Consider the following 13,151-nt stretch of genomic DNA (forward strand, 5'->3'; position numbering starts at 1 on the left):
GCTCGCCACCGGTGACTTCTTTAATACCGGTAGTAACGGTCTGATCACCTTTGTACACATCATCTGGAGCCACAACCGAGACAGTCCCGCTCGACTGGTTCACACCGATGGTGATGACCTGGTTGTTGTCCAGAGTCACAGTCACAGGGTTGGTGATGTTAGTTACTGGCGCACCGTTTTTATCCACAAGGGTGGCGGTGTAAACGATCTCGCCGCCTTCACCCACGGTTTTGGTGGCGGTCAGCACTACATCGACCTTGTCGATGGTGTCGTTGATCTGCGTTGTCGCGCCGTTGCCGGCAACCACTAGCTTCTCGAAGTTGCCGCCGTCAGTCCCGGTGATCTGGACAGTCTGGGTGCTCTTATCAACGAACACGTCATCGCCAGGGGCATCAACGGTGACGGTACCGACGGTTTCGCCGGCCTTGATGGTGATGGTTTGCTTGTTGTCCAGCGTCAGGGTGACGTCGGTATCCGCTTTATTAGAAAGCGTAGCGGTGTAGGTGATTTTCCCACCTTCACTCACTTCCGACGGAGCCGTCAGCGTCACTGTCGTGGTGTTATCGGTACCTGGGGTATCAGTAACAGTCGTGGTGACCTTGTCAGTCCCAGGAACCAGATTTTCAAAGTGCGTGCCACCGGTGACTTCCTTGATGCCGGTAGTAACCGTTTGGTCGCCTTTGTACACATCATCCGGAGCCACAACCGAGACAGTCCCGCTCGACTGGTTCACACCAATGGTGATGACCTGGTTGTTATCCAGAGTCACGGTCACAGGGCTGGTGATGTTGGTCACCGGCGCGCCGTTCTTATCCACCAAGGTCGCGGTATAGACGATCTCGCCGCCTTCGCCCACAGTTTTAGTGGCGGTCAGGACCACATCGACCTTGTCGATGGTGTCGTTGATTTGCGTCGTTGCGCCGTTTCCTGCAACCACGAGCTTCTCGAAATTGCCGCCGTCAGTCCCGGTGATCTGGACAGTCTGGGTGCTCTTGTCGACGAACACGTCATCGCCAGGGGCATCAACGGTGACGGTACCGACGGTTTCGCCGGCCTTGATGGTGATGGTTTGTTTGTTATCGAGTGTCAGGGTGACGTCAGTGTCAGCCTTGTTGCTCAAGGTGGCGGTGTAAGTGATCTGGCCACCTTCACTCACTTCCGAAGGAGCCGTCAGCGTCACTGTCGTGGTGTTATCGGTACCTGGGGTATCAGTGACAGTCGTGGTGACTTTGTCAGTACCTGGAACCAGGTTTTCAAAGTGCTCGCCACCGGTGACTTCTTTAATACCGGTCGTGACGGTTTGATCACCTTTGTACACATCATCCGGAGCCACAACCGAAACAGTACCGCTCGACTGGTTCACACCGATGGTGATGACCTGGTTGTTATCCAGGGTCACAGTCACAGGGTTGGTGATGTTGGTCACCGGCGCGCCGTTTTTATCCACAAGGGTGGCGGTGTAAACGATCTCGCCGCCTTCACCCACAGTTTTGGTGGCGGTCAGCACTACATCGACTTTGTCGATGGTGTCGTTGATGGTGGTAGTCGCGCCATTGCCAGCAACCACGAGCTTCTCGAAGTTGCCGCCGTCGGTGCCGGTGATCTGGACGGTCTGGGTGCTCTTGTCGACGAACACGTCGTCGCCTGGAGCATCAACGGTGACGGTACCAACAGTTTCGCCGGCCTTGATTGTGATGGTTTGCTTGTTATCGAGGGTCAAGGTGACGTCAGTGTCAGCCTTGTTGCTCAAGGTGGCGGTGTAGGTGATGGTGCCGCCTTCGTTGACGGCGCTTGGCGCGGTCAGGGTGACGGTGGTGGTGTTATCGGTACCTGGGGTATCAGTGACAGTCGTGGTGACCTTGTCAGTACCTGGAACCAGGTTTTCAAAGTGCTCGCCACCGGTGACTTCTTTAATGCCGGTAGTAACAGTCTGGTCGCCTTTGTACACATCATCCGGTGCCACAACCGAGACAGTCCCGCTCGACTGGTTCACACCAATGGTGATGACCTGATTGTTATCCAGGGTCACAGTCACAGGGTTGGTGATGTTAGTTACTGGCGCACCGTTTTTATCCACCAAGGTAGCGGTGTAGACGATCTCGCCGCCTTCACCCACAGTTTTGGTGGCGGTCAGCACTACATCGACTTTGTCGATGGTGTCGTTGATGGTGGTAGTCGCGCCATTGCCAGCAACCACGAGCTTCTCGAAGTTGCCGCCGTCAGTCCCTGTGATCTGGACGGTCTGGGTGCTCTTATCGACGAACACGTCATCGCCAGGGGCATCAACGGTGACGGTGCCGACTGTTTCGCCCGCTTTGATGGTGATGGTTTGTTTGTTATCGAGTGTCAGGGTGACGTCAGTGTCAGCCTTGTTGCTCAAGGTGGCGGTGTAAGTGATCTGGCCACCTTCACTCACTTCCGACGGAGCAGTCAGCGTCACTGTCGTGGTGTTATCGGTACCTGGGGTATCAGTAACAGTCGTGGTGACTTTATCGGTACCTGGAACCAGGTTCTCAAAGTGCGTGCCACCAGTTACTTCCTTGATGCCGGTAGTAACAGTCTGGTCGCCTTTGTACACATCATCCGGTGCCACAACCGAGACAGTCCCGCTCGACTGGTTCACACCGATGGTGATGACCTGGTTGTTATCCAGGGTCACAGTCACAGGGTTGGTGATGTTGGTCACCGGCGCGCCGTTTTTATCCACAAGGGTGGCGGTGTAGACGATCTCGCCGCCTTCACCCACAGTTTTAGTGGCGGTCAGGACCACATCGACTTTGTCGATGGTGTCGTTGATGGTGGTAGTCGCGCCATTGCCAGCAACCACGAGCTTCTCGAAGTTGCCGCCGTCAGTCCCGGTAATCTGGACAGTCTGGGTGCTCTTATCAACGAACACGTCATCGCCTGGAGCATCTACCGTCACGGTGCCGACAGTTTCACCGGCCTTGATGGTGATGGTTTGTTTGTTATCGAGTGTCAAGGTGACGTCAGTGTCAGCCTTGTTGCTCAAGGTGGCGGTGTAAGTGATCTGGCCACCTTCACTCACTTCCGACGGAGCAGTCAGCGTCACTGTCGTGGTGTTATCGGTACCTGGGGTATCAGTAACAGTCGTAGTGACCTTGTCAGTACCTGGAACCAGGTTTTCAAAGTGCTCGCCACCGGTGACTTCTTTAATGCCGGTAGTAACAGTCTGGTCGCCTTTGTACACATCATCCGGTGCCACAACCGAGACAGTCCCGCTCGACTGGTTCACACCAATGGTGATGACCTGGTTGTTATCCAGGGTCACGGTCACAGGGCTGGTGATGTTAGTCACCGGCGCGCCGTTTTTATCCACCAAGGTAGCGGTGTAAACGATCTCGCCGCCTTCACCCACAGTTTTGGTGGCGGTCAGGACCACATCAACCTTGTCGATAGTGTCGTTGATCTGCGTCGTCGCCCCACCCGGTGCGATATCAAGCTTCTCGAAGCCACCACCCACGATGTCCGGATTGATCGTGACGTTGATCGGACCTGCATCTTTGAATACGTCGTCGCTCGGTGCCTTGGACGTCACCTGGCCTGTCGTCTCGCCCTTGGCGATAATGATCACGTCACCATTGCTCAAGGTCAGGGTCAGGTCGCTGCCGGCCTTGTTGCTCAAGGTCGCGGTGTAGGTGATGTTGCCACCTTCGTCGGCCTCGCCTGGTGCGGTCAGGGTGATGGTGGTGGTGTCGGTGGTGCCGGGTGTGTCGGTCACGGTGGTGTTGACCGGCGTGGTGCCAGGTACCAGGTTTTCGAAATGCGCGCCGCCGGTCACATTGGTGATAGCGGTGGTGACGGTCTGGTTGCCCTCATACACGTCGTTCGGCGCAACAGTGGTGGCAGTGCCAGCGGATTGGCCGACACCAATGGTGATGGTCTGGCCATTGTCCAGCGTCACGGTCAACGGATTGGTGGTGTTGGTGACCGGGTTACCTGCCTTGTCCACCAGCGACGCGGTGTAGACGATATTACCGCCTTCGCCCACGGTGGTAGTCGCAGTCAGGACCACATCGACCTTGTCGATAGTGTCGTTGACGGTGGTGGTAGCGCCATTACCGGCCACTTCCAGTTTTTCGAAGTTACCGCCAGTAGTCTCGACGATCTTTACGGTTTGCGTGCTTTTGTCGACAAAAACATCATCGCCTGGAGCATCGACGGTGACGGAGCCGACGGTTTCACCCGCCTTGATGATGATGGTCGAACCGTTATCCAGTTTCAGCGTAACGTCAGTGTCGGCTTTATTGGAAAGCGTGGCGATATAGGTAATCTGGCCGCCTTCGCTGACATCGCCTGGCGCAGTCAGGGTTACGGTGGTGGTGTCGACCGAATCGGTGATGGTGGTGACGGCTGGCGTGGTGTTGGGCACCAGGTTTTCAAAGTTGCCACCGGTCGTGCCGGTGATGGTCGTCGTGACGGTGCTGCCGTTGACGTAGACGTCGTTCGCCGGGGTGTCGACCACCACGGTACCGACGGACTCGCCGGCCTTGATGGTGATCACCGAGCCGTTGGACAAGGTCACGGTCACCGGGGTTTGCGCCGGGTTGGTCAGCGTCGCGGTGTAGGTGATCTGGCCGCCTTCGGTGACGGTGTTAGTGGCGGTGAGGGTCACGCCGGTGTCGTCGACCGAATCGGTAATCGTGGTGACGGCTGGTGTGGCGTTGGGCACCAGGTTTTCGAAGTTGCCACCGGTTGCCCCGGTAATGGTGGTGCTGACCGTGCTGCCATTGTTGTAGACGTCGTTGGCCGGTGTCTCGACCACCACTGTACCGGTGGACTTACCTGCCTCGATGTTGATCACCGAGCCGTTGCTCAAGGTAATGGTGACGGGCGTCTGCGCCGGGTTGGTCAAGGTCGCGGTGTAGGTGATCTGACCGCCTTCGGTCACCGTTTCGCCTGCTGTCAGGGTCACGGTGGTGGTGTCGATGGTGTCGGTGATCTGGGTGACGGCCGGCGTCGGGTCGACGGTCACGATCAGGTTGTTACCGCCGGTGGTGCCAGTGACGGTGACGCTGATCTGGCCTGGGTCGATGTACGGGCTGTCATTAGGCGCCAGGGGCACATTCACGGAGCCAGTCACCTGGCCGGCCGGGATGGTGATCACCGCGCCGTTGGACAGGGTGACGGTCAGGTTGCTGGTAGACGGCTGGGTCACCGTGGCGGTGTAGGTCAGCACGCCGCCGGCTTCGGTGATGGTCGGGGTGGCACTCAGGGACAGGGTCGACGGCAAAGGTGCTGCCGTGAGCGGGTCGGTCGGCTGCCCGCCGAGTTCGTTGGTCAACGCATTGGTACCGAAACCCAGGCCAGCCGTCGGGAAACCAATGGTCGGATCAACCGAGCCTGCGGTCTCATCGAGCATCACAAAGCTGTGACCGCCCCCCGCCGCGCCGGTGCCAGCAGCTGCCGCGCCTGCGGCGGTGGCTTCCAGGTCGGTGGTCGGGTCAGCGCCGGCGGCGATTGCCTGCTGCAGTTCGGCAACCGAAGGTGCAGCCTGTGCGGTGGCTTGTGCCAGGTCCGTGCTGGAGTCGGGCGCGGTGGCGCTCCACTGGGTGTCACGGCCCAGGTCCAGAGTACGGCCATCGGCCAGCTCCAGGCTGACTGCGCCCGACATACCGGTGTCTATCTGGTCGCCGGCGAAAAGGCGATCACCTTCAACAAGCACCCGGCGGGCCCCTTCCGGAGAAATGACGAAAACTTGGCCAACAATGCTTTTGACGATGGCAACAACACTGCTCATTGAAGATTTCTCCGGCGATCCATTCTGTGGGTGTTCCTAGGGCTGAGATCCGATGGGATTCATCAGCCTGGGAGGTGCGTAGTTTATAAAACGAATGACGTCAAATAATTGGCTGTATTTTTTGGCTATTTACTTTATGCCAAACTATTGACCTTCTTGGCGCCATCCTAAACAATCGCCTCGCTAATGTCACATTGATATTCACGCGGCGAACCGTCCTACATGTGTGAACCAGTTCCGCTTTTGAACTTTCCGACGTACGGTCATTACGGTAGCCATTTTCTAACGCAGCACGCCAAGTTGCTGTGACTTGAGACAAGAAGTCCTGGGGATTCTTAAATGCGTTTGCACCTGCTTAAGGCAATACCGTTCGTTCTCGCCGCCAGTTTCGTTCAAGCCCAAACCCTGCCCCAGGCCATGCAGCAAGCGCTGGATGTGCACCCTGAGATTCAGGCAGGTGTCAATGCTCGTATCGCGGCTGACTATCAGTTGCGTGCGGCCAAGGGTGGTTACCTGCCCCGTGTCGACCTGAACGCCGGTTATGGCCGTGAAGGCACCGACAGCTCGTCCACCCGTGCCCGTGGTGGCCATTGGGACACCCTCAATCGCGGTGAGTCGAGCCTGCGTCTGCAGCAAATGGTTTTTGACGGTTTTGCCACCTCCAGTGAAGTTGGGCGTCAACAAGCCACCGTTAACTCCCGCGCGTTTTCGTTGCTTGGCACTTCCGAGCGCACTGCATTAACGGTAGCTCAGGTTTATCTGGACGTCCTGACCCGTCGTGAATTCGTGCGCCTGGCTGAAGACAACCTGCGTAACCACGAGCGCATTTACGACCAGATCAAGTTGCGCACCCAGCGCGGCGTCGGCAGCGGGGCTGACCTGGACCAGGCCGAAGCCCGTCTGGCCCAGGCCCGCAACAACGTGATCACCGAGCAGACCAACCTGGCCGATGCCCAGACCAACTACCTGAGCGCTGTCGGCCAGGAAGCCGATCAGTTGGAGCGCCCGCCCAGCTTCATGGCGATGCTGCCTGCAGACCTGAACGAAGCACGTCGCCAGATGCTGGATAACAGCCCGATCCTGCGCTCGGCCGAATCCGACATCGCCGCCGCCGAAAAACAATACGAAGCCGCCAAGTCTTCCTTCTACCCACGCTTCGACGCCGAGTTGGGCCGCAACGCCGACAACAACATCGACGGCGACGCCAGCCACAACAATGGCTGGGAAGCTATGCTGCGTATGCGCTTCAACCTGTACGCCGGTGGCAGCAACAAAGCCGAGCTGGAGTCCAAGTCCTACCAGTCCAACCAGGCCCTGGATATCCGCAACAACGCCTTGCGCCAGTTGAACGAAGAACTGGGCCTGGCCTGGAACGCCATGAACAACGCCAATGCCCAGGTGCCGATTGCCCAGCAATACGTCGACCACAGCAGCAAAGTACGCGGCGCCTACCAGAAGCAATTCAGCCTGGGCGAGCGGACCCTGCTCGACTTGCTCGACAGTGAAAACGAACTGTTCACCGCTTCGCGTCGTTTGGAAGAGATAAAAAACGTTCAGTTATTTACTCAGTACCGAATCAAGGCGACCATGGGCGAGTTGCTCAAGAGCCAGGGAGTGGTCGCACCGATGGCCTCCGTCGTCCAGAACGATGTGAAGCCGAAAGTTCAACTGCCGGGGATGAATTGAGCTATTCCTTATAGACCCATCCGTTAGTTGAGAGAGCCCGCGTGGAATCAGAAGTTAGTCGAGTCCATCTCAGTCATGATCCACGCACATTGCACGACGACCCGTTACTCGACGGGTTGTTGGCTCTCTGCGCCCTGCACCAGAAGCCTGCCAGTGCGGCAATGCTGACCACCGGTCTGCCATTGCCGTCACAGCAGCTGACCGCCGATTTGCTGGCCCGGGCCGCGGCCCGCGCCGGTTTGCAAGGCCGGCTGCTGCAACGCAAACTCGATTCGATCCCTGCGATTGCCATGCCGGCGCTGCTGTTGCTCAAGGACGGCCGGAGTGCCGTGCTGCTCGGCTGGCAGGGTGAAGACGAGGCCCAGGTGCTGCTCAGCGAAAGCGATGGCGGTGAAACCATCGTCAAGCGTCAAGCCTTGGCCGATGACTACATCGGCAAAGTGTTTTTTGCCCAGCCCCAGCACAAATTCGATGTCAGCCACGGCACCCTGATCCCTCGGGCCCGTTCGTGGTTTCGCGACACCCTCAAGCGTTCGCGCTGGCTCTACGCCGATGCCATCGCTGCCAGTTTCCTGATCAACCTGATTGCCATGGCCGCGCCGCTGTTCGTGATGAACGTCTACGACCGCGTGGTGCCGAACCAGGCCACCGCCACTCTGTGGGTGCTGGCCACCGGTATTTTCATCGCCTACGTCTTCGACCTGGTCCTCAAGAGCTTGCGCAGTCTGTGCCTGGACCTGGCCGGCAAAAAAACCGACCTGATCATCTCGGCCACGCTGTTCGAGCGGATCGTCGGCATGTCGATGAAGTACCGCCCGGCGCGGGTCGGCAGTTTCGCCCAGAACATCCACGAGTTTCAGAGCCTGCGCGACTTCCTCGCGTCCCTGACCCTCACCAGCCTGATCGACTTGCCGTTCACCCTGCTGATCTTCATGGTGATCGCCATCCTCGGCGGGCACCTGGTGTGGATCCCCATGCTGGCTTTCCCGATTGCCCTGGGCATCGGTTACCTGCTGCAAAAACCGCTGGTCGCCACCATGGAACGCACCATGGCCCTGGCCTCTGAGCGCCAGTCGAGCCTGATCGAAACCCTGGCCGGGCTGGATGCGGTCAAGGTCAACAACGCTGAAAGCGAGCGCCAGTACCAGTGGGAGCAGACCATTGGCACCCTCAGCCGCCTTGAATTGCGGGTGAAAATGCTCTCTGGGCTGTCGATGAACATCACCCTGCTGATCCAGCAACTGGCGGGTGTGATCATGATTGTCTTCGGGGTCTACCAGATCATCGGCGGCAACCTCAGCATGGGCGGCCTGATTGCCTGCTACATGCTCAGTGGCCGCGCCCTCAGCCCCCTGGCGTCGCTGTCGGGCCTGATGACCCGCTACCAGCAGGCCAAAGTCACCATGGTCTCCACCGACCAGATGATGGAACTGCCTCAGGAGCGCAACTTCGAAGAGCGCCCCTTGAGCCGCCGCACCCTGCAAGGTGCCATCGAGTGCCGGGGCCTGAACTTTACCTACCCCAACCAGCAGAACATGGCGCTCAAGAACATCAACCTGGTGATCAAGCCCGGCGAGAAAATTGGCATCATCGGGCGCAGCGGTTCGGGCAAAAGCTCCCTGGCCAAACTGATCGTCGGCCTCTACCAGCCCGACTCCGGCGCCTTGCTGGTGGACGGTGTGGACATTCGCCAGATCGACGTCAGCGAACTGCGCCACAACGTCGGCTATGTGCCTCAGGACATTCAACTACTGGCCGGCACCCTGCGCGACAACCTGGTCTCCGGCGCCCGCTACGTTGAAGACGAAGTGGTGCTGCAAGCCGCCGAACTGGCCGGCGTCCACGAATTTGCCCGTCTGCACCCGCAAGGCTACGAACTGCAAGTGGGCGAGCGAGGCCAGAACCTCTCTGGCGGTCAGCGACAAAACGTCGCCCTGGCCCGTGCCCTGCTGCTCAACCCGCCTATCCTGCTGCTGGACGAACCGACCAGCGCCATGGACAACACCGGTGAAGAACGCCTTAAACAGCGCCTGCAATCCGTTGTGGAAAACAAGACCGTGGTGCTGGTGACACACCGGGCGTCGCTGTTGTCCCTGGTGGACCGCTTGTTGGTCATCGACCGTGGGCAAATCCTCGCCGATGGTCCGAAAGCCGTAGTGATGGAAGCGTTGAAGAAGGGGCAGATCAGTGTTGCGTAAATTCAAGGACGCAGTCCGTCGTTACTTTATCGGTTCCGATTCGCTGGACGGCCAGCCACTGCCAGAGGTCAAGAAGGCCCTGATCGAAGATGCCCCGCGCGTGGTGCGGCTGACTATCTGGGGGATCATCGGGTTTTTCCTGTGCATGTTGCTGTGGGCCGGCTTTGCCAAGGTCGACGAAGTCACGCGCGGTGACGGCAAGGCCATTCCTTCCTCCAAGCTGCAGAAGATCCAGAACCTGGAAGGCGGCATCGTTGCCGAGCTGTTCGTCAAGGAAGGGCAGATCGTCGAAGCCGGCGCGCCGCTGATTCGCCTGGACGACACACGTTTTGTCTCCAACGCCGGGGAAACCGAGGCCCAGCGCCTGTCCCTGCTGTTGCGTATCGAGCGCTTGAGCGCCCAGGTCGAAGACCGGCCGTTGAACATCCCTGAAGATGTGCGGGCCGCTGCGCCCACCCAGGCCATCAACGAGCAGTCGCTGTACGAAAGCCGGCGCCAGCAGTTCAAGGACGAAATCGGCGGCTTGCAGGAGCAACTGACCCAGCGCCAGCAAGAAATGCGCGAGTACACCTCCAAACAGAGCCAGTACCGTAACCAGCTGTCGTTGCAGCGCCAGGAAATCAACATGTCCGAACCCCTGGTCGCCCAGGGTGCGGTGTCGCCGGTGGAAGTACTGCGCCTCAAGCGCGCAGAAATGGAAACCCGTGGCCAACTGGACGCCACTACCCTGGCCATCCCCCGTGCCGACTCGGCGATCAAGGAAGTACAGCGCAAGATCGACGAGACTCGCGGTAAGTATCGCAGTGAAGCCCTGACCGAGCTCAACGAAGCCCGCACCGACTTGAACAAGGCCCAGGCCACCGGCAAAGCCCTCGAAGACCGGGTGAGCCGGACCCTGGTCACCTCGCCGGTGCGCGGGATCGTCAAGCAACTGCTGGTCAACACCATCGGTGGGGTGATCCAGCCGGGCAGCGACATGGTAGAAATCGTCCCGTTGGACGACACCCTGCTGGTGGAAGCCAAGATCCGCCCGCAAGACATTGCCTTCCTGCACCCGGGACAAGAGGCCGTGGTCAAGTTCACCGCCTATGACTACACCATCTACGGCGGCCTCAAGGCCAAGCTGGAGCGCATCGGTGCCGACACCATCACCGACGAAGACAAGAAAACCACCTACTACATGATCACCTTGCGCACCGACCGCAGCCACCTGGGTACCGATGAGAAGCCGCTGATCATCATCCCCGGCATGGTCGCTTCGGTCGATATCATTACCGGCAAGAAAACCATCCTCAGCTACCTGCTCAAGCCCATCATCAAGGCCCGGGCGGAGTCGCTGCAGGAGCGTTGATCTTCAGTGTCTGGGCGGGCCTCATCGCGAGCAAGCCCGCTCCCACACTCAACCGCATTCCTATGTTGGAAATCGGTCGAATGTGGGAGCGGGCTTGCTCGCGAAGGGGCCCTCAACTTCACCCCATCCCTCAGCCCTACCGCAAAAAGGCCATATCGTTATTCTCTAACGATATTTAAATTCCGATTCTTATATCTATAAAGTCACTCTCCTGACTGCCAGGGAGTGATCTCATGTCCACCGCCACAGCCGCCTTGCCCACCGCCCAAACCTTCGACATCCGCCCATTCCCCGGCAGCGTAGGCGCCGAGATCATCGGCCTGGACCTGTCGCGCCCGGTCAACGATCAGGATTTCGCCCGCATCCACCGTGCGCACCTGGACCACCATGTGGTGGTGTTTCGCGACCAGCGCATCACCCCCGAGCAACAGATCGCCTTCAGCCGCCGTTTCGGCGTGTTGCAGATCCATGTGCTCAAACAGTTCCTGCTGGCCAACCACCCGGAAATCCTCATCGTTTCCAACATCATCGAGAACGGCCAATCCATCGGCCTGGGTGATGCGGGCAAGTTTTGGCACTCGGACCTGTCGTACAAGGAACTGCCGAGCCTGGGCTCGATGCTCCACGCCCAGGAGCTGCCGTCCGAAGGCGGCGATACGCTGTTTGCCGACATGCACAAAGCCTGGGACCAGCTGCCCGAGCATCTGCGCAAAGCCGTGGAAGGCCGCAGCGCTGCGCATTCCTACACCGCGCGCTACAGCGAAACCAAATTCGAAGGCAACTGGCGCCCAACCCTGACCCCCGAGCAACTGGCCCAGGTCGCCGAAGTGGTGCACCCCGTGGTGCGTACCCACCCGGAAAACGGCCGTAAGGCACTGTTCGTCAGCGAGGGCTTCACCACGCGCATCGTCGGCCTGCCCGAAGACGAAAGCCGCGACCTGCTGGCCCAGCTCTTCGCCCACAGCATCCATCCGCAAAACATCTACCGCCACCGCTGGCAGCCCCACGACCTGGTGTTCTGGGACAACCGCTCGCTGATCCACCTGGCCGCCGGTTGCCCCAGCCACCTGCGCCGCAAGCTGTTTCGCACCACTATCCAGGGCGACGCCCCCTTCTGATTCGGAGCATGACCATGTCTAGGAAAACCCCCTTTGCACGATTGGCCGCGACTGTGGGCCTTGGCGTCAGCCTGTTGGCCGGCAGTCTGGTTGCCCCGACTGTCGCCCAGGCCGAAGGCGAGATTCGCATTGCCGAGCAGTTCGGCATCGTTTACCTGCTGCTCAACGTGGTGCGCGACCAGAACCTGATCGAGAAATACGGCAAGCAGCAAGGCATCGACATCAAGGTCGACTGGACCCAGTTGTCCGGCGGCGCGGCGGTCAATGACGCGCTGCTCTCCGGTTCCATCGACATCGCCGGTGCCGGTGTCGGCCCGCTGCTGACCATCTGGGACCGCACCCACGGCAAGCAAAACGTCAAGGCCGTGGCCTCCCTGGGCAACTTCCCGTACTACCTGGTCAGCAACAATCCCAAGGTCAAGACCATCGCCGACTTCACCGAGAAAGACCGCATCGCCGTGCCGGCCGTGGGCGTTTCCGTGCAGTCGCGGTTCCTGCAATACGCCGCGGCCAAGCAATGGGGCGACAAGGAGTTCAATCGCCTGGACAAGTACACCATCGCCGTCCCGCACCCGGACGCCACGGCCGCGCTGATCGCCGGCGGTACCGAGCTGACCGGGCACTTCTCCAACCCGCCGTTCCAGGACCAGGCCCTGGCCAACCCGAACGTGCATGTGGTGCTCAACACCTATGACCTGCTGGGGCCGAACTCGCCGACCGTGTTGTTCGCCACCGAGAAGTTTCGCAATGACAACCCGAAAACCTACAAAGCCTTTGTCGATGCCCTGACCGAAGCCGCGCAATTCGCCCAGAACGACAAGGGCGCCGCCGCCGACACTTACATTCGGGTAACCAAGGCCAAGATCGACCGTGCCGCGTTGCTGAAAATCATCGATAACCCGCAGTTTGAATTCAGTGTCACCCCGAAAAACACCTATCCGCTGGCCGAATTCCTCTACCGCGTGGGCGCGATCAAGCACAAACCCGAATCGTGGAAGGATTACTTCTTCCAGGATGCCAAGCCGCTGCAAGGGAGCTGA

At 59.4% G+C, this 13,151-nt stretch carries 6 protein-coding genes; 5 read left to right on the forward strand and 1 reads right to left on the reverse strand.

The features are described 5' to 3' along the window. On the reverse strand, positions 1–5,758 hold a 5,758-nt coding region (locus PSFL_RS16450; RefSeq protein ID WP_397470279.1), incomplete at its 3' end, for a retention module-containing protein. 339 nt (positions 5,759–6,097) lie between these two features. Here PSFL_RS16450 and PSFL_RS16455 point away from each other — a divergent pair. The 5 genes from PSFL_RS16455 (at position 6,098) to PSFL_RS16475 (ending at position 13,151) form a co-directional block, all read left to right on the forward strand. Next, positions 6,098–7,444, forward strand: a complete 1,347-nt coding sequence (locus PSFL_RS16455; RefSeq protein WP_057438932.1) for a TolC family outer membrane protein — start codon at positions 6,098–6,100, stop codon at positions 7,442–7,444. 41 nt (positions 7,445–7,485) lie between these two features. Further along, positions 7,486–9,642, forward strand: coding sequence for a type I secretion system permease/ATPase (locus tag PSFL_RS16460; RefSeq protein WP_057438933.1), 2,157 nt, complete (start codon positions 7,486–7,488; stop codon positions 9,640–9,642). Continuing rightward, a complete protein-coding gene (locus tag PSFL_RS16465) occupies positions 9,635–10,993 on the forward strand; it encodes an HlyD family type I secretion periplasmic adaptor subunit (RefSeq protein WP_115129340.1) in 1,359 nt (452 codons plus the stop codon). The genes PSFL_RS16460 and PSFL_RS16465 overlap by 8 nt, the downstream gene beginning before the upstream one ends. A gap of 233 nt (positions 10,994–11,226) precedes the next feature. Next, on the forward strand, positions 11,227–12,111 hold the full coding sequence (locus PSFL_RS16470) for a TauD/TfdA family dioxygenase (protein WP_057438935.1): 885 nt from the start codon (positions 11,227–11,229) through the stop codon (positions 12,109–12,111). 14 nt (positions 12,112–12,125) lie between these two features. After that, positions 12,126–13,151, forward strand: coding sequence for an ABC transporter substrate-binding protein (locus PSFL_RS16475; protein WP_057438936.1), 1,026 nt, complete (start codon positions 12,126–12,128; stop codon positions 13,149–13,151).

It is taken from the genome of Pseudomonas sp. DD1 (assembly GCF_044510355.1).
GTDB lineage: Bacteria > Pseudomonadota > Gammaproteobacteria > Pseudomonadales > Pseudomonadaceae > Aquipseudomonas > Aquipseudomonas shahriarae.

Excerpts from the sequence above, each read along its gene's own strand:
- PSFL_RS16470 (WP_057438935.1), top strand. The coding sequence starts at position 11,227 with ATGTCCACCGCCACAGCCGCCTTGCCCACCGCCCAAACCTTCGACATC.
- PSFL_RS16455 (WP_057438932.1), top strand. The coding sequence starts at position 6,098 with ATGCGTTTGCACCTGCTTAAGGCAATACCGTTCGTTCTCGCCGCCAGT.
- PSFL_RS16475 (WP_057438936.1), top strand. The coding sequence starts at position 12,126 with ATGTCTAGGAAAACCCCCTTTGCACGATTGGCCGCGACTGTGGGCCTT.